The following is a 17,856-nucleotide window of genomic DNA, read 5'->3' as shown; positions in this document are numbered from 1 at the left end:
CATGACCGACACCGACAGCGACCTGACGGTGGTCCGCGTGGACCACGTCGACAAGCGCTTCACCCTGCGCCACTCGCACTCGCTCAAGGAGTGGGCGATGTGGACCGTCCGCGGTCGCAAGGGCGAGCTCGCCGAGACCTTCCTGGCCCTCGACGACATCAGCCTCGACATCGCGCGCGGGGAGTCCGTGGGGCTGCTCGGCTTCAACGGCTCCGGCAAGTCCACCCTGCTCAAGCTGCTCTCCGGCGTCATGCTGCCGGACCGCGGCTCGGTGGGGATCCGCGGCCGGATCGCCGGGCTGATCGAGGTGGGCGCGGGCTTCCACCCCGACCTCACCGGGCGCGAGAACGTCTACCTCAACGGCTCCATCCTCGGCATGTCCGAGCAGGAGATCGACGCCAAGTTCCAGCAGATCGTGGACTTCAGCGAGATCGAGAAGTTCATCGACACCGAGGTGAAGTTCTACTCCTCGGGCATGTTCCTGCGGCTGGCCTTCGCGGTGGCCGCCCACTCCGAGCCCGACATCTTCCTGATCGACGAGATCCTGGCCGTCGGTGACGAGCCCTTCCAGCGCAAGTGCCTGGACCGGGTCGCCGAGCTGAAGGCCCAGGGCCAGACCCTCGTGGTGGTCACCCACGACCTGGACATGGTCCAGCGGGTGTGCGACCGCGGCGTGGTGCTCGAGCGCGGGCACCTGGTGCACGACGGCGAGATCGGCTCGGCGGTGGCGCACCTGCGCGGGGAGCACCCATGACCTGGGTCCCGGTGCTCCCGGCGCTGGGGCTGGTCGCGCTGCTGCTGGTCGGTCCCGGCTGGCTCGCCGCGCAGGCGGCCGGGCTGCGGGGGGAGCGGGCCCTCGGGATGGCCCCGGCCCTGTCGGTCACGGCGATCGCCATGGCCATCGTCGTGCAGTCGCGGCTGCACCTGCGCTGGGGCCTGACCCCGGTGCTGCTCGGCAGCGCGCTGGTCCTGCTGTGCGGCGCGGCCGTCGGCCTCGCCGGCTGGGCCGTCAACCGGCGTCGCGCCGCCCGCCGCGACCGCAGCTCGAGCGAGATCTCCGGCGCCACGGCGGCCGGCGACGGAGACGAGGCCGCCCGCGTGGCCTCCCCCTGGTGGGGCATCCTGCCGACGTGGCCCTTCCTCCTGGCCTGCGTCGTGTGGTGCGGGTGGACCGCGGCGATCCTGGTCTACGCGATCGGCGACGTCTCGTCGGTGCCACAGAACTTCGACGCGGTCTTCCACTTGAACGCCATACAGCGGGTCGTGGAGCTCCGGGACTCCGCGCCGACCGTGATCGCCGCGACCTCCAACTCCACCTCGAGCCTGTCCTTCTACCCGCCGTTGTTCCACGGCGTGGCATCGCTCGCGGTGCTGGCCACCGGGGTGCCCATCGAGGTCGCAGCCAACGTGACCGCCGTCGCCATCGGTGCCGTGGCCTGGCCCCTGTCCGCGATGTTCCTGGTGCGATCGGTGGTGGGCTGGTCCCGGTCGAGCGCGCTGCTCATCGCCGTGCTGGCCCCCACCCTGGCGCTCTTCCCCTACCTGCTGCTGTCCTTCGGCGTGCTGTGGCCCAACGCGCTGGGCCTGGCCGCGGCGCCCGCCGCCGTCGTCCTGGTCGCAGTCACCCTCCGGCTCGTCCGGATCTCGGGCCTCGGGCCCTGGCGGGCGCTCCTGCTCGGCCTGCTGGTCTCCGTCGGGCTGGCCTACGCCCACCCCGGGTCCGTCTTCGCCGTGCTCGCGCTGGCCATCCCGATGCTGGCCGTCGTCGTGGGCGCCCAGGTCGCCCGCTGGTGGCGCGCCGGAGGCCGCTACCGCTACGCCTCCGTCGGCCTCGCGCTCGGCGTCGTCCTGCTGGTCAAGCTGGGCTGGCCGAGCGTCCTGGACACCCCGCTGCTCAGCGTCGTCCCGGAGTTCAACTGGGACCGCGTCGAGACCCTCGAGCAGGCCATGGGGGAGTCGCTCGCGCTGGCCAGCTCCCGGTCGCCGGCCGGCTGGCTGCTCGCGGTGTTCGTCGTGCTGGGCGTGGTCGAGGCCATCCGCCGGCGGCAGCACGTGTGGCTCGTCGTGGCCCACGGCTGCGTGGTCTACCTCTACATGCAGGCCGCGGGCAGCGACGACCAGCTGTCCAGCGACCTCACCCGGTTCTGGTACAACGACCGGTTCCGCGTGGCCGCGATCCTCGCGATGACGGCGCTGCCGCTGGCGGCCCTCGGGGCGGAGGCGGTCCGGCGCGCGGTCGCGTCCTGGGTGGCGGGCGGACCAGCGCGGTGGGTGGGCGGCGCCAGGCGGCACACGGTGCTGGCCACGCTGCTGGTGGGCCTCGCCGTCGTGGCGCTGACGCCGGGCCGGTGGATGCCCACCGGCCCCTACCAGACGATCGTCGACTCCTACAGCCCGACCAACCCGGACGAGTGGCTGCTGGACCGCTACGAGCGTCAGCTCTACGAGCGCACGCTGCGCCCCTCGCACCCCGGCGACGACCGCAAGGTCGCCGGCAATCCTTGGAACGGCGCCGCGCTCGCCGGCCCGGTCAGCGGCCGGCCGTCGCTCTTCGGCCACCTCATCAACATCTCCGACCCCGACCACACGCTGCTGCGCAAGCGGTTCAACACCCTGGACCACGACCCGGCGGTGTGCGCAGCGATCCGCCGGCTGGGCGTGGGTTTCGCGACGGAGGACACGAAGTACTTCCAACCGTGGGACAAGCGGATCGTCGACTACTCCGGGCTGACCGGGTTCGGGCAGGTCAAGGGGCTGACCCTGATCGCCCGCGAGGGGACGACGAGCGTGTATGCCGTGACGGGGTGCCGGGCCGGCTGAGCCGCCCCCTCCCCGGGCAGGCCGAGGGGCGGCGAGCCGGTGGCTCGCCGCCCCCTCGAGGCTTCCTGGCTAGAACCGCCAGGCGGTGTTGTTCCGGGCGTTGAAGCCGATGGAGCCACCCTCGAACTTCTGCTGCCACCCGTTGGATGTGGTGGTCATCGGTGCGACGGGGGCGCCGAGGCTGCCGTTCATGCCGCCGAGCCGCAGCCAGTAGCCGCGGATCCCGCCGTTGGTGTAGAGCGAGATCCCGCTGCGGCTGTGGGTGACCGTCAGACCCTTGCTGGCGTTGAAGTACCACCCCGCCTTGCCGGACACCTCGTCCGACGTGGGGTAGCCGCCCCAGCTCGCGCCGCCCTTGGCGGTGTAGTAGTCGTCCAGGCCCGGGCCGACGATGCGCACGCCGTACGAGCTGTTGTAGAAGCGGCGGTTGCTGCCGAAGACGGTCCGCTGCAGGCCGGCGGCGACGGTGGTCTCGCCGACGTAGACCGGACCCCACTGAGAGGCGCCGCCGGTGGCGACATACCGCTTGTAGATGGGGGAGCTGAAGGTGGAGCCGTTCCACCCGGCGAGGGACGCGGCGCCGTCGCGCAGCTCCTTCAGCCGCGGGTAGAGGTAGCGCCCGGGGCAGGCAGTGTTGCTGGAGTCGCGGTGCCCGGCGATGTTGTTGGCGAGGTAGGCCTGGCCCTTGGCGTACTTCGACGTGGTGCCGTTGTACTCGGAGTACAGCGTGGTCTGGCCGTAGGGCCGGATGTAGAACTGCGAGATCCGCATCGCGATGCCCTGCTTGAGGGCCCACATGCCGGCGTCCGGCACCGGGGTGGTGTCGTAGTTGCCGAGGATCGAGATGCCGAAGGTCCGGGTGTTGAACGAGTCGGCGTGGGCGCCCTTGACCGAGCGGTTCAGACCGCCGTAGCGGCCCTCGAACTTCTGGCCGTACTTGTCGACGATCATGTTGTAGGCCACGTCGCACCAGCCGAGCCCGCCGGTGTCGTAGGCGTAGATGCCGCGGATGATGGACGCGCTCTGCGCGGCCGTGTAGCTGTTCTGGCCCGCGGTGTGGTGGACCACGACGACCTGGGTGGTCGGGTTGATCGACGGGACGCAGCCGTTGCGGAGCCGCTCGTCGGCACCCCAGCCCGCGCGGGAGATCACGGACGGCACGTATGCCGCGTTCGCCGCCCCCGGCACCGCCGTGGGGGTGAGCTGCGCGTCGGCAGCGGTCTCCTTGGAGGTGACGGCGGCGAGCGACGCCGTCTTGAGGAGGTCCTTGGCGGTGGGCGCGACCCGGATCTGCACCCGGGTGGCGCCGTCGACCCAGATGGGCTCGGTGCCGTACTTCTTGACCTTGGTGCTGCCCTGCTCCTGGACGGCGTCGACGGACAGCTCCTGCCAGTCCTGCCAGCCCTTGGCGGTCTGGGCGCGGACCGCGACGGTCGCCTTGGCGGCCATGGCGGTGGTGCCCGGCCAGGTCACGCCGACCAGGTCGCCGGTGGCGGGCAGGTCGACGACGGTGTCCGCGGCGGTGCCGGCCTCGAGCCGGGGGTCCACGGCCTGCTTGCCGGGGGTCGCGACGGGCTTGCCGGCGGCGTCGCGCGGGACCGAGGCCGAGCTGACGACCTTGGTCGCGGGGCCGGCCTGCTGGACCGAGGTGCGCACCTTGTCCGCGAGGGCGTGCTGGGTGACGTCGGGCTTGATCGGGCCGTTCTTGGCGGGCGCCGCGGCGGGGACCGGGGCCTGCACCATGGTGGACGGCAGCGCCACGAAGCCGAAGCTGAGGCCGAGCGTCGCGGACAGCAGGGTGGTGCCCTTGACGAGGGTGCTGCGGGGGGTCTTCACGTGTCTGCTCCTAGGGGATGAGCGGTCTCAGCGACCGGCGAGGGGCTGGAAGTAGGTGGAGCGCAGGGCGGCTGCGCCGACGACGCTGCGGAAGCGGTCGCCCGAGAGGTCGACGTAGCCGCGGGAGCCCTCGAGGCGCAGGGTCAGCACCCGGCCGCCCCAGAGGCCGCGGCCGTCGCGGCGCAGCACGGTCAGGCGCTGGAAGCTGCCGATGGAGGGGTAGGCGCGCTCGAGGGTGGCGACGGGCACCGTCGCGGTCCACTGGTTGGTGCTGGGGGCGAGCCCGGTCTCGAAGCCGTCGGCGGTGCCGGGCAGGTAGGTCTTGAGGCCGTCGACGCGCTGGCCGCCGTTGGACGACCCGAACTCCGCGAGGATCGGCGCGCCGCCGTAGGTGAGGATCGTGCGCGCCGACGCGGCCACGGCCTGCCGCGAGCTGGTCGTCTCGCCGGTGATGCCGCCGAAGACCTGGCAGGACGTGGTGTCGCAGATGTCGTAGGCGGCCGCGCGCGGCTGGCGCAGGGCCTGCGCGGCATACGACCGCGCCGCCACGGCCTGGGCGGCGAGCGCCTGGACGGGCCAGCTGCCGGGGCTCTCGAAGGGCACGACCTGGCGCACGTAGCTCTCCATGGTCGTGGTGACGACGGGGGAGACGGCGGTGCCGGAGCGGATCCCGGTCAGGGAGCCGACGTAGGTGGCGGCCGGCTTGAGGGTGGACCCGAGGGCGGTGACGGTCCCGTCGGTCGCGCGGATCGTCCAGCGACCGGAGGAGGTCGAGCGCAGGGCCTTGCGCTGACCCGTGGCCGTGGTGAACCACAGCGTGGCGGTGGTGCTGGTGCCCCCGGAGGTGGGGAGCCCCACCTGCCAGGAGGTGACGGGGGTGGTGCCGTCGAGCATGGCCAGGCGCACGACCTGGCCGCGGCCGTCGTCGGCCACGAGACCGGGCTCGGGCGCGACCCGCGCCGAGCTGCCCAGCCGGCCGCCGACCCCGACCCGGATGGTGGGGTCGCCGAGGACGGCCTGCGTGGCGCCGGGGTAGTAGTGGCTCACGATCTGGCGCCAGCCGACGCCCTGACGGGCGGCGTTCATGGCGCCGTACTGCGACATGCCCCGGCCGTGGCCGAAGCCGCGTCCGACGATGTCGATGGTGCCGTCGGCGGGACGGGGGTAGTACTCCGCCGCGCCGGCGGGGATGGCCGAGGCCGCCAGCAGGGCGACGCTGACCGCGGCGGTCCCGCCGGCACGCAGCGAGGCTGCAGAGATGCGCATGATCACTCCTGGACCCTGGACAGGGGGCTGGTCCAGGAGTCGTGTCGTCAGATCCGAGGGAGGGTGGCTAGTTCGCCCCAGAACGATCCAATCACTCTTCGTGACCGACCCGTTACTGTCTGTATGTGCTCACATGCGGGCGGCATCATGGAACCTTTGGCGTAGATGTCGCCCTCTTTGGACTAATTACACGCGTGTGTCTTATGGGGTTGTTGAGGACCCTGTGACTCGTGTGGCAGCGCACGGCATCCCCCGCGAGGCAGCCTCGCGGGGCCAGGCTAACCCCCGGTGACTAGCCCTGGGGGATCCGGGTGACTAGTGCGCGAACCCCAGCAGTCCAACGGGTCCCACGACAGGGCGGCGCGGTCCGCGAGGGCGGCGCAGGCTCAGGCGCGCTCGGCCCGCTCGGCCCGCAGCAGGCCCTCGAGGTCGTCCGGCGCCGACGAGGCGCGCACCAGCACCAGGCTGCCGCCCCCCGCCCACAGCGAGGTCATGGCCGACAGCGCCTCGTCGAGGTCCTCGGTGACCACGGCGAGGCGGCGGGTGTCGCCGCGCAGCGGCGCGGCATACGGCCTGGTGCCCGCCGGACCGAGCCAGCCGGTGTCACCGGCAGCGGCACTCGCCGCGGGCACGAACCGATCACCGAAGCTCGCCAGCTCGCGCGCCTCGTCCATCACCCCCGCCGGCACGGGTCCCGGGTGCGCGCGGGCCAGGGCGGCCGGCGTGACGAGCACGGCCTCGCCACCGGCGGCGCCCGCGAGCGCGGGGTCGTCGGTCACGAGCACGTCCGCGTCCACCGCGGCCGGACCGGTCACCAGGGTCGCCCCGACCCACCAGGTCGCGAGCGCCCAGTACCCCGCGCGCCAGTGCGCCGGCAGCGCGAGCCCGACGGTTGTGCCGGGCTCCGCGAGCAGCTCGTCCTGCAGCGCGTTGCCGGCCTTGGCGGCCCAGGTGAGCAGGACGCGGGCGCTGAGCTCGATGCGCTCGCCGTGGGTGGGCCCCCCGGAGCGGTCGTAGCAGGTGATGGCCGGCTGGCTGGTGTCGCCGGCGCCCAGGGTGGGGACGAGATCGCGCAGGGTAGCCACCTGCCCACCCTAGCCAGCGGAACGGCTAGGGTGACGCCAGCACGACGGAGGAGGTGGCCGATGGCGCTGGGGCACGTGGCGCGGACGTTCGCGCGCGTGGCGGGGGCGACGGCGGGAGTCGCGGCGGGCGCAGCCCTCACGGCCGGGATCGTGCGCCGACTCGGTGCCGCCGGGGGCGCGTCGGGTCCTCGCCTGCGTCGGTCGGACCTGCCGGACTGGGTGCTCCCCACCGACGTGCTGGCGTCGTATGACGAGGCCGACGAGCAACGGGGTGTCTCCGACGAGCTGGGGTTGCCGCTCGTCCTGGACGAGGTCGACGCGTGGGCGGCGCTCGGCGCCGTGGCGGCGCTGGAGCGGCTGGTCGACGACGGCACCCGCTCGAGCGTGGTGCTGGACCTCGGGGCGCGGCGCTCGGCGCTGTCCCGGTGGAGCAGGGCGCGGGGGTTCCGGGTGGTGCGGGAGGCCCCGCCGGAGCGTGGCGCGGTGGACCTGGTGACGCGGCTGCATCCCGACGGCGCCGTCGCGGGGGACGTCGACGCGGTGCTCGAGCTGGCGGCCACGGTGCTGCGGCCGGGCGGGGCGGTCGTCGTGACCGTCCCCGTGGGGGGCCTGGAGGCGCCGGGTGCCATGGGCCGGGCGGACCTGCGGGCCCTGGAGGCGCGGGCCCACGACCTGGGCCTGGTCCTCGTGGGGGACCTGGACGGCGAGGTGGGCCGGCGGCTGGCGGCCGCCGTGCAGGGGGCCTGCGACGACGAGGGCCGGCGGGCCGAGGGCAGTGCCTTCGCGCTGGCCCGGCTGACGCTGAGGCGTCGCTGAGTGCGTCGGCTCCGCCCGCGCGCACCGCTGGACCTGCGCTCGACCCTGGCCTGCCTGCAGCGCGGTGGCGGCGACCCGACGGGCCGCCCGACGGCCACCGGCGGGTGGTGGCGCGCCCTGCGCACCCCTGACGGCGCCGCGACCCTGCACCTCGAGCGGCAGGGCGCCGACGTCGTCGCCGAGTCGTGGGGGGCCGGCGCGGCCTGGCTGCTCGACCGGCTGCCCGACCTGGTGGGGGAGCGCGACGACCCGACCTCGCTGGTGCCGGTCCACGGACCGGTGGCCCAGGCGGCCCGGCTGCACCCCGGGTTCCGCGTGATCCGGACCGGTCTGGTCGTCGAGGCCCTGGTCCCCGCGATCATCGAGCAGAAGGTCACCGGCCACGAGGCGTTCGGCGGCTACCGGCGGCTGGTGCGGACCTACGGCGAGCCGGCGCCCGGGCCCGGCGCCGCGCTGGGGCTCGTCGTGGCGCCGCCGGTCGCGGTGTGGCGTCAGGTGCCGTCCTGGGCGTGGCTGCGGGCCGGGGTGGACGGCGCGCGCTCGGCCACGATCCAACGGGCGCTCGCCGTGGCGCCCCGGCTGGAGGAGTGCGCGGGCCTGGAGCTGCGCGAGGCGCACCGCCGGCTGCGGACGGTGCCCGGCATCGGGGTCTGGACCGCCGCGGAGGTGCGCCAGCGGGCGCTGGGCGACGCCGACGCCGTGAGCTTCGGCGACTACCACGTGGCGCGCAACGTGACCTGGGCCCTCACCGGGGTCGAGGGCGACGACCACGCCATGGCGCGGGTCCTCGAGCCGTACGCCGGTCACCGGTACCGCGTCGCCCGGCTGCTCGAGCTGTCCGGGGCGGTCCGGCCGCGGCGCGGGCCGCGGATGGCGCCGCGCACCCACCTGCCGCGCTGACCCGCCGGTCGCTCAGGTGGTGATCCGCAGGAAGGTGCCGCGCGTGGAGGTGGGGTAGCGGGCGTACCCGACATACGTGCGGCCCGGCTCCAGCCCGGTCCACACCAGCCACGGGGTCGACGTCTGGCCGGCCGCGAGGATCGAGATGCGCGGGTTGGTCGTCCACGTGGTCGTCGGGACCGCTTGCAGGACAAGGCGTTCGGTGACGAAGGAGCCGGCCCCGCTGACCCGGTATCCCTGCACCGCGTAGCGGTAGGTCCCGGCGGCGGGGTTGGCCAGCTCCACCTGCTCCACGGCGTACGGCGAGGCCCCGATCGTCACCTCGGTCCAGCCGGTGGTGCCCAGGCGCTGGAGCTGGAGGTCGAGGTCGTCGCGAATGCCGCTGCCGGTCAGCCCGACCCGCAGCAGCGGCGCCCCGGCCGGCACGGCGAAGGAGGGGCTGGTCCACGTCCCGTTGGTGGTGACGGCGCCGCTGACCCGCGCGGGCTGGCCCAGACCGAGCGTTGGCGTGAACCGGCCCGCGGTGGGGCTCGCGACCCGGATCGGCAGCCGGCCCGAGCGTCCCGTCGCGGTCAGGTCACCGGGCTGGGAAAAGCTCGGCCGGGACACGACGGGGAGGTGCTGCGCGGGGGTGCCGTCGCTCGGGGTGAGCGTGACGGTGCCGGACGCCCACTGGCCGGTCGCGGTGCCGGCGGGGCGCAGCGTGACCGCGAGGGTCAGGCGCTGCCCGGCGGCGGTCGCCGTCAGCGGCCCCGCCACCGAGATGGCGTACCCGGGCATCGACGCGGTCGTGGTCCAGGTGCCCGCGCGGGTGGCGGTGAGGGTGCGCCGCACGGTGAGCTCTCCGCCCTGGCGGGGCACCGCGATGGAGGCCAGGTTGAGGTCGGTGGGGTCCAGCGGGACCCGGCCCGTGTCGACGCCCTGCCCCTGCGCGAACCGCGCCATGTCCTCGGGCGTGGCGTCGAGCAGCAGCCCGGGGTCGAGCGCGGCGGCCGGGACCACGTAGCCCGCGCCCTGCGCGAACGGCGAGGGGGTGGACGTGGCGCGGCTGGTCGTCATCAGCGCGGACCGGATGGCGCTCGGGGTCCACAGCGGGTCCGTGGCGTGCCGGGCGCGCAGCAGCGCCGTCAGCCCGGCGACGTGCGGGGTCGCCATCGAGGTGCCGTCATAGCTGGCGAAGGCCGACGGGGCGCTGGTCGACCAGCTGGTCGGGGTGACCGCCGCGACGATGCCGACGCCCGGCGCGGCGAGGTCGGGCTTGAGGATCCCGGCGTCGGCGGCCTGGCTCGGCCCCTTGCCGGACCAGGACGCCACGCCGTATGGCGCGTTGTAGCCGGACGCCGCCACGGTGGTGACCCACGGGGCGACGTGGTCGACGCTGCCGGCTCCCGTGTCGCCGTCGTTGCTCGCGGCCGCCACCACGGAGACCCCGGCGGCGTCCGCGGCCTGGAAGGCGCGGGACACCGGGTCGGCGACGGTGTTGGACGCGCCGGACACCGAGTAGCTGATGACGTCGACGCCGTCGGCCACGGCCTGCTCGACGGCGGCGACCACCGAGTCGTCCAGGCAGTAGTTGTCGGGGTGCCCGTCGTGGTCGTCGTCGACGCCGTAGAAGTCCCAGCAGACCTTGTAGGCGGCGAGCGCGGCCCCCGGCGCGATGCCCGCGCTGGTGCCCCAGGTGCCGCCCATCGGCACCTGCAGGCCGGCGGCGGTCGAGGCGGTGTGGGAGCCGTGGCCCTCGTTGTCGCGCGGGGACCAGTAGTCCGGGTCGGTGGTGCTGGTGGCGGGCGACTTCACGAAGTGGCCGTCGGTGGTGGGGAAGGCGCGGGCGGAGACCAGCTTCTGGTTGCAGGCGGCCGGGCTCCACGCCTCGACGGGGTTGGTGCCGACGGCTCCGGTGCAGCTGCCCGTGAAGGTGGCGCCGGTGGCCTTGACCAGGGAGGTGGTCGCCCCGCCGGTCGTGCTCCACGCCACCCCGGGTGACGTCGAGGGGGTGGTCGCGAGCGCGCCGCCCCGGAAGCTGGAGTTCTCCGGCCACGCGCCCGTGTCGAGCACGCCGACGACGACGCCCTTGCCCGCCTGCAGCGGGCTGCCGGGCACCGGGGACACCTGGCTCCACACCCCGGTGGAGCCGGTGAGGCCCAGCGTGTCCGGGGTGCGGTAGACCTGCGGCCGACGCCGCTGCACCGGGTCGACCGCCGCGACGGCCGGGTCCTGGCGCAGCGCCGCGACCTGGGCGGCGGTCAGCCGGGCGCTGAACCCGTTGGTGGTGAGGGTGAGCTGGCGGTCGATGGTGATGCCGAGCCGGCGGGCCAGGGCTCGCTGCCGGGCGGCCTGTCCCTGGGTGTAGGCCTGCGTGGTGGCCGAGCGCGCCTGGAACCTCGACCGCGGGGTCGCCCTGGTGGCCGGTGCGAGCGCGGCGGGTGGGGCGGTGAGCCGCACGATGTAGGAGCCGGGGGAGGCGGTGGACGCGGCGCCCTGTCGAGCCGGTGGTGCCTGAGCCGCCTGGGCGGGACCGGAGGCGGCGGCGGGCGTCACGCCCGCCAGGGTGCCCAGGGCGAGCAGGGCGGTGACGGCGACGCTGACCACGTAGGGTCGCCGCGGGGAGGGGAGAAAGCGGGGCACCGGGGACACTCCGTTCACTGGGTACCAACGCAGAGTAGTCGTCGGTCCCTCCACCGGGGGCCCGACTCCGGCAATCCGCCCCGAGGGCAGCACGAAGGCCCGCCCACCGTGGCGGTGGACGGGCCTCGTCGAGAGCGCCCCCAGTAGGATTCGAACCTACGCACCCGCCTCCGGAGGGCGGTGCTCTATCCCCTGAGCTATGGGGGCTCAGCAGCACGATCACGCGACGACGCGCCCTGTCGGAGCGTCAGGCTCGTGCGAGGAACGACCATACCAGCCTAGGCTCCCAAACATGGAATGGGTCCACGGCGACACGGAGCGGCTCGCCACCGTGCTCGTCTGCGACGACGCCGACCAGATCCGCACCCTGATCCGGCTCAACCTGGAGCTGGAGGGCTACGCCGTCATCGAGGCGGCGGACGGCATCGAGGCGCTGGAGATCCTGCGCGACCCCACCGTGGCGCGCCCCGACGTCATCACCGTGGACGCGCTGATGCCACGCCGGGACGGCTGGTGGATGGTCGCCATGATCCGCGCCGACCCGGACCTCGAGGACATCCCGATCGTCATGGTGACGGCCTCGGTGCAGCCGCACCACCGGGTGCAGGCGGAGCAGGCCCAGGTGGACGGCTTCATCGCCAAGCCCTTCGAGCCCGACGAGCTCCTCGCCATGGTCGGGATCCTGGCGGCGTCAGGGCGCGTATGACGCCCCCCTGGTCACCGTCCCACCTCATCACCGGGGCCGCGGCGCGGCTGGACCTGCCGCTGCCCGCCGCCGGGCCGCCGCTGGAGCCGGGCAGCGCGGGCGTGGACTGGGTGAGCGCCCTGCCGCTGCGGCTCGCGGCGGGGGACCCGGCGGCCGCGGCCGACCTCGCGGGGCGCCTCGCCACGGTGCTCGCGCCGCACCCCGCTGTCCGCGCCGCCGCCGTCTCGAGCGGGGGGCACCTGCTGCTCACGCTGACCGACGACGCCCTCGTGACGCTGGTGCGGCAGGTCCCGGCGCGGTGGGCCGAGATCGCCGCCCCCGGCCGGCCGCCTACCTCTTCCCCCGCCTCTCCCCCCGCCTCCTCCCCGGTCGCCCGGCGGCGCTCGCTGGAGGACCCGGTCTACCGCGCCCAGCTCGGCCACGCCCGCCTCACGGCGCTGCTGCCACCCCCCGACGCGGCCGGCGCAGACCGCCATCTCCGGGAGCCGTCGTGCTGGGGGACGGGGGAGACGTCGTGGGGCGGGACGGGGGAGACGTCGTGGGGCGGGACGGGGGAGACGGCATACGGGCTGCCGTCGCACGAGGTGCTCGTCGCGGGGGCGGACGCGCTGCGCGTGGCCGACCGGCTGGGGGCGGGTGGCCGCCCGCACCACCTGACGGACTGGCTCGCGCGGACCGGCGAGGCTGTGGTGTCGTGGACCCGCGAGCCGCGTCCCGAGCGCCCCGACCCCACCCTGGTCGCCGCGCTGCGGGACGCGCTCGCGAGCGCCCTGCGCGCCACCGGGACGACTCCGATCGAGAGGTTGTAGCTGATGCACGCACACGAGGCCGGCGCCCTGCACGCCCCGGGATACTCGGCGGCGCCGGAGTGGCTGCCCTGGCCGGACGACGTCAACGCCCTCGAGCCGGGGCTGTGGCCGCGCACGGTCACCAAGGATGACGAGGGCGTGCTGACGGTCGCCGGGGTGCCGGTGACGGCGATCCAGCAGGAGTTCGGGACGCCGGCCTATGTCATCGACGAGGACGACTTCCGGGCCCGCGCCCGCGACTTCAGGACCGCCTACGACGCGGCGTTCGCCGACGTCGGGGGCGGCGCGGACGTGTACTACGCCGGCAAGGCGTTCCTGTGCACCGCGGTGGCCCGCTGGGTCCGCGAGGAGGGGCTGCACCTGGACGTCTGCAGCGGCGGCGAGCTCGCCACCGCCCTGCGAGCGGGCATGCCGGGGGAGCGGATCGGCTTCCACGGCAACAACAAGTCGGCGGCCGAGCTCGAGGCCGCGGTGGCCGCCGGGGTGGGCCGCATCATCGTGGACAGCCACACCGAGATCGACCGTGTCTCGGCGCTCGCCCGCGACCGCGGCGTCGAGGTCGGCGTCATGGTGCGGGTGACCGCGGGCGTGGAGGCGCACACCCACGAGTTCATCGCGACCGCGCACGAGGACCAGAAGTTCGGCTTCTCCTTGTCCGGCGGCGAGGCCTTCGCCGCGTGCGAGCGCATCGTCGCGCGCCCCGGCCTGCGGCTGCTCGGGCTGCACAGCCACATCGGCTCGCAGATCTTCGAGACCAGCGGCTTCGAGCTGAGCGCCCGGCGCATCCTCGGGCTGCACGCCCGGGTCCGCGACGAGCTCGGCGTCGCCATGCCCGAGGTGGACCTCGGGGGCGGCTACGGCATCGCCTACACCACCCAGCACTCCCCGCTGACGCCGACCGAGCTGGCCGAGCAGATGGCCGAGATCGTGCGACGCGAGTGCCGCGCCCTGGAGCTCGACCCGCCGCGGGTGTCCATCGAGCCGGGCCGTGCGATCGCGGGGCCCTCCACCTTCACGCTCTACGAGGTCGGCACCGTCAAGCAGGTGCACGTCGACCGGGCCGCCACGCGGCTCTACGTCTCGGTCGACGGCGGCATGAGCGACAACATCCGCACCGCCCTCTACGGCGCCGACTACTCGTGCACGATGGCGGGCCGCCGCTCCGACGCGCACCCCGTCGTGTCGCGCGTCGTGGGTCGGCACTGCGAGAGCGGTGACGTCGTGGTCCGCGACGAGTACCTCCCCGCCGACGTCCGCCCCGGCGACCTGATCGCCGTGCCCGGCACCGGCGCCTACTGCCGCGCCATGGCCAGCCAGTACAACCACACCCCACGACCCCCTGTCGTCGCGGTGCGTGACGGCGCCGCCAGGGTGATCGTGCGCCGCGAGACGATCGAGGACCTCCTCGCCCTCGACGTCGCCGACGCCTGAGCCCTCGACTGTCTCGCCTGGAGGGACGGCCTCGTCCCGCATGGTGGGCAGCGGCGAGCAGGGCCCGCGAGACCGGACGAGACTGAGACGGCGGGCGACCCGGCATACGGGCTGCTCCCGCAACCCAGCCGCGCCCACGAGGACCGAGGAGCACCACAGGTGGAGGACAGCGACAAGCAGACCCCGATCCGGGTGGCCCTGCTCGGGTGCGGCGTCGTCGGGTCGGCGGTGGCGCGGCTGCTGACCGAGCAGGCCGACGACTTCGCGGCCCGCACCGGTGCGCCGCTCGAGCTCGTGGGCATCGCGGTGCGCCGGATCGGCCGGGACCGCAGCGCCGCCGGCGTCGACCCCGAGCTGTTCACCACGGACGCCGAGGAGCTCGTGACCCGAGCCGACGTGGTCGTCGAGGTCATCGGCGGGATCGAGCCCGCCCGGATGCTGATCCTGCGCGCCTTCGAGCACGGAGCCTCCGTCGTGACCGCCAACAAGGCGCTCCTCGCCGAGCGCGGTCCGGAGCTGTATGCCGCAGCCGAGGCCGCCGGCGTCGACCTCTACTACGAGGCGTCGGTGGCGGGCGCCATACCGCTGCTGCGCCCGCTGCGCGAGTCCCTCGCCGGCGACGACGTGCGCAAGGTCCTCGGCATCGTCAACGGCACCACCAACTACGTGCTGGACAAGATGCACACGACCGGTGCCGGCTTCGGCGAGGCCGTCGAGCAGGCCCAGGCGCTGGGCTACGCCGAGGCCGACCCGACCGCCGACGTCGAGGGCTTCGACGCTGCCGCCAAGGCTGCGATCCTCGCCTCGCTGGCCTTCCACAGCCGGGTCAGCGGCAGCGACGTCTACCGCGAGGGCATCACCGACGTCAGCGCCGCGGACGTCGCCGCCGCCGAGCGGATGGGGTGCGTCGTCAAGCTCCTCGCCATCTGCGAGCGCGTCGACGGCGAGGACGCGCAGCCGAGCGGGGTGAGCGTGCGGGTGCACCCCGCGATGATCCCCACGAGCCACCCCCTGGCCGGGGTGCGCGAGGCCTTCAACGCCGTCTTCGTCGAGGCGCGGTCCGCCGGGGAGCTCATGTTCTACGGTCGCGGCGCCGGCGGCGACCCCACGGCCTCCGCCGTGCTGGGAGACGTCGTCGCCGTCGCGCGGCACCGGGTGCTGGGAGGCCGTGGCGCGGGGGAGTCCGCCTACGCCGACCTGCCGGTGCTGCCCATGGGAGAGGCCCGCACCCGCTACTTCATCAGCCTCGACGTGGCCGACGAGCCCGGCGTGCTCGCCGCTGTGGCAACGGAGTTCGCCCGTCACGAGGTGTCCATCGAGACGGTCCGTCAGCAGCAGGCGCGCGAGGACGAGCACGACGGCGAGGAGCGCGCCGAGCTCGTCGTCGTGACCCACGCCGCCCCCGATGCCGCGCTCGCGGCGACCGTCGAGGCGCTCGCGCAGCTCCCGCAGGTGCGCGAGGTGTCGTCCGTCATGCGTGTCGAAGGAGAGTGACATGGCCCACCAGTGGCGCGGCGTGATCGAGGAGTACTCCCAGCGGCTGCCGATGCTGTCCGGCGCCCCCGTGGTGACGCTGCGGGAGGGCGGCACCCCTCTCATCCCCGCCGAGCACCTGTCCGAGCTCGTCGGCGCCGAGGTGCACCTGAAGTACGAAGGGCTCAACCCGACCGGCTCCTTCAAGGACCGCGGCATGACCGCGGCGATCTCCGTGGCGGCGCGCGCCGGCGCCAAGGCCGTCATCTGCGCCTCCACCGGCAACACCTCCGCCTCGGCCGCGGCCTACGCCACGAAGGCCGGGATGACCTGCGCCGTGCTGGTCCCCGAGGGCAAGATCGCGCTGGGCAAGCTGTCCCAGGCTATCGCCCACGGAGCCACCCTCCTGCAGGTCGACGGCAACTTCGACGACTGCCTGACGGTGGCCCGCAAGCTCGCCGAGGCCTACCCCGTCGAGCTCGTCAACTCCGTCAACCCGGCGCGCATCGAGGGGCAGAAGACCGCGGCCTTCGAGGTCGTCGACGCCCTGGGCGACGCACCCGACATCCACTGCCTGCCGGTCGGCAACGCCGGCAACATCACGGCCTACTGGCGCGGCTACCGGCAGTATGCCGAGGTCACCGACCGCCTCGAGCCGGTCGCGACGCTGCGGCCGCGGATGTGGGGCTTCCAGGCGGCCGGGGCGGCCCCGATCGTGCTGGGGCACCCCGTCGACCACCCCGAGACCGTCGCCACCGCGATCCGCATCGGCAACCCCGCCTCCTGGGAGCAGGCTGAGGCGGCGCGGGACGAGTCCGAGGGCCTCATCGACGCCGTCACCGACGAGCAGATCCTCGCCGCCCACCGCCTGCTGTCCTCGCGCGAGGGCGTCTTCGTCGAGCCGGGGTCGGCCGCCTCGGTCGCCGGCCTCCTCAAGAGCGCCGAGGCGGGCCTGGTGCCCCGCGGCGCGCGGATCGTCTGCACCGTCACCGGCCACGGTCTGAAGGACCCGCAGTGGGCCCTCAAGACCGCCGACGGCTCCGAGGTCGCGCCCGTCACGGTGCCGGTCGACGCGATGTCGGTCGCCGCTGCGCTCGGCCTCGAGGACTGACGTGAGCACCGCGACCGCCCTGCCGCTCGGCACGGCCGTCCGCGTCAACGTCCCGGCCAGCAGCGCCAACCTCGGCCCGGGGTTCGACGCGATCGGGCTGGCCCTCGGCGTCTGGGACTCCTACGACGTGGTCGTCGAGGGGTCCGGCCTCGCGATCGACGTGACCGGCGAGGGCGCCCAGGAGGTGCCCCGGGACCGCAGCCACCTCGTCTACCGCTGCCTCGCGCTCGGGCTCGGCCGGCTGGGTCTGCAGGTGCCCCCGGGTCTGCGACTCGTATGCCGCAACGGGGTCCCGCACTCGCGCGGCCTCGGGTCCTCGGCGACCGCGGCCGTGGCGGGCTACGCGGCCGCGTCCGCGCTCTTCAACGTCGCCCTGTCGGGGGAGGTGGGCATCGACCTCGACCTGGTCAACGAGCTGGCCGCCGACCACGAGGGGCACCCCGACAACTCCTCGGCCAGCGTCTTCGGCGGCATGACGCTGTCCTGGTCGGAGCGTCCGCCGGCCGTCACCCCGGTGCGCACCGTCCAGGTCGTCGTGCACCCCGACATCGTGCCGGTCGTGCTGGTGCCGGGGACCACCCTCGCCACCGCGGCCGCCCGCGCCGCGCTGCCGCAGGACGTCCCCCTCAAGCACGCGGCGCTCAACTCCGCGCGTGCGGCGCTGCTCGTGGAGGCGATGTCGCGCCGGCCGGAGCTGCTGCTGCCCGCCACCGTCGAGTGGCTGCACCAGGAGCCCCGCCGGCTCGCCTACCCGGACTCGATGCGGCTCGTGGACTGGCTGCGGTCCCTCGGGCACGCCGCCGTCGTCTCGGGGGCGGGGCCGTCCGTGCTCGTGCTCTCGACGACGGACCGGGCGGCGGAGGTCCAGGCGCTCGCGATGCCGGACGGCTGGCGGGTGCTGGTGCCGGGGATCCCCACCGTGGGCGTCTCCGCGGTGCGGCTCGACGGCTGACGCCTGTGACGTGCCGGCGCCTGAGG

General features: G+C 74.4%; 14 protein-coding genes and 1 tRNA gene. 10 read left to right on the top strand and 5 right to left on the bottom strand.

Annotated elements, in window-relative coordinates:
* Window position 1: 1 nt before the first annotated feature.
* Window positions 2-754 carry an ABC transporter ATP-binding protein gene (locus tag ADJ73_RS15850; RefSeq protein WP_082177064.1) on the top strand — a complete coding sequence of 251 codons (753 nt, stop codon included), beginning with the start codon at window positions 2-4 and terminating at the stop codon, window positions 752-754.
* Window positions 751-2,820, top strand: a complete 2,070-nt coding sequence (locus ADJ73_RS15845; RefSeq protein WP_050349073.1) for a DUF6541 family protein — start codon at window positions 751-753, stop codon at window positions 2,818-2,820. Before ADJ73_RS15850 ends, ADJ73_RS15845 begins: the two co-directional genes overlap by 4 nt.
* Before the next feature lie 69 nt (window positions 2,821-2,889).
* Here the strand turns inward: ADJ73_RS15845 and ADJ73_RS15840 are convergent, their stop codons facing one another.
* The 3 genes from ADJ73_RS15840 to ADJ73_RS15830 all read right to left on the bottom strand — a co-directional run bounded on the left by ADJ73_RS15840 (window position 2,890) and on the right by ADJ73_RS15830 (window position 7,007).
* Window positions 2,890-4,656, bottom strand: a complete 1,767-nt coding sequence (locus ADJ73_RS15840) for an N-acetylmuramoyl-L-alanine amidase (RefSeq protein ID WP_050349072.1) — start codon at window positions 4,654-4,656, stop codon at window positions 2,890-2,892.
* 27 nt (window positions 4,657-4,683) lie between these two features.
* Window positions 4,684-5,922: a SpoIID/LytB domain-containing protein gene (locus ADJ73_RS15835; RefSeq protein WP_050349071.1), complete on the bottom strand. Its 1,239-nt coding sequence runs from the start codon at window positions 5,920-5,922 to the stop codon at window positions 4,684-4,686.
* 386 nt (window positions 5,923-6,308) lie between these two features.
* Window positions 6,309-7,007, bottom strand: a complete 699-nt coding sequence (locus ADJ73_RS15830) for a TIGR03089 family protein (protein ID WP_050349070.1) — start codon at window positions 7,005-7,007, stop codon at window positions 6,309-6,311.
* A gap of 60 nt (window positions 7,008-7,067) precedes the next feature.
* On the opposite strand from ADJ73_RS15830, the gene ADJ73_RS15825 reads away from it, so the two are divergent.
* Window positions 7,068-7,823: a hypothetical protein gene (locus ADJ73_RS15825; RefSeq protein WP_050349069.1), complete on the top strand. Its 756-nt coding sequence runs from the start codon at window positions 7,068-7,070 to the stop codon at window positions 7,821-7,823.
* Window positions 7,824-8,723, top strand: coding sequence for a DNA-3-methyladenine glycosylase family protein (locus ADJ73_RS15820; protein ID WP_050349068.1), 900 nt, complete (start codon window positions 7,824-7,826; stop codon window positions 8,721-8,723).
* Window positions 8,724-8,735: 12 nt separating this feature from the next.
* Here the strand turns inward: ADJ73_RS15820 and ADJ73_RS15815 are convergent, their stop codons facing one another.
* Window positions 8,736-11,312 carry a S8 family serine peptidase gene (locus ADJ73_RS15815; protein ID WP_050349067.1) on the bottom strand — a complete coding sequence of 859 codons (2,577 nt, stop codon included), beginning with the start codon at window positions 11,310-11,312 and terminating at the stop codon, window positions 8,736-8,738.
* 171 nt (window positions 11,313-11,483) lie between these two features.
* A tRNA-Arg gene (locus tag ADJ73_RS15810) sits at window positions 11,484-11,555 on the bottom strand.
* A gap of 85 nt (window positions 11,556-11,640) precedes the next feature.
* On the opposite strand from ADJ73_RS15810, the gene ADJ73_RS15805 reads away from it, so the two are divergent.
* From ADJ73_RS15805 to thrB, 6 genes are all read left to right on the top strand, one after another.
* Window positions 11,641-12,054, top strand: coding sequence for a response regulator (locus ADJ73_RS15805; protein WP_050349066.1), 414 nt, complete (start codon window positions 11,641-11,643; stop codon window positions 12,052-12,054).
* Window positions 12,051-12,863, top strand: coding sequence for a hypothetical protein (locus ADJ73_RS15800; protein ID WP_050349065.1), 813 nt, complete (start codon window positions 12,051-12,053; stop codon window positions 12,861-12,863). Before ADJ73_RS15805 ends, ADJ73_RS15800 begins: the two co-directional genes overlap by 4 nt.
* A gap of 3 nt (window positions 12,864-12,866) precedes the next feature.
* Window positions 12,867-14,294 (top strand): diaminopimelate decarboxylase, encoded by a 1,428-nt coding sequence (gene lysA, locus ADJ73_RS15795; RefSeq protein ID WP_050349064.1) that lies wholly within the window; start codon window positions 12,867-12,869, stop codon window positions 14,292-14,294.
* A 159-nt stretch (window positions 14,295-14,453) separates the two neighbouring features.
* Window positions 14,454-15,788, top strand: a complete 1,335-nt coding sequence (locus tag ADJ73_RS15790; RefSeq protein WP_050349063.1) for a homoserine dehydrogenase — start codon at window positions 14,454-14,456, stop codon at window positions 15,786-15,788.
* A 1-nt stretch (window position 15,789) separates the two neighbouring features.
* Window positions 15,790-16,878: a threonine synthase gene (thrC, locus tag ADJ73_RS15785; RefSeq protein WP_050349062.1), complete on the top strand. Its 1,089-nt coding sequence runs from the start codon at window positions 15,790-15,792 to the stop codon at window positions 16,876-16,878.
* Window position 16,879: 1 nt separating this feature from the next.
* On the top strand, window positions 16,880-17,830 hold the full coding sequence (thrB, locus tag ADJ73_RS15780) for a homoserine kinase (RefSeq protein WP_050349061.1): 951 nt from the start codon (window positions 16,880-16,882) through the stop codon (window positions 17,828-17,830).
* Window positions 17,831-17,856 lie beyond the last annotated feature (26 nt).

It is taken from the genome of Arsenicicoccus sp. oral taxon 190, assembly GCF_001189535.1.
GTDB lineage: Bacteria > Actinomycetota > Actinomycetes > Actinomycetales > Dermatophilaceae > Arsenicicoccus.
The sequence above is the reverse complement of the archived record's forward strand: the minus strand, read 5'-3'. Positions and strand labels throughout refer to the sequence as shown.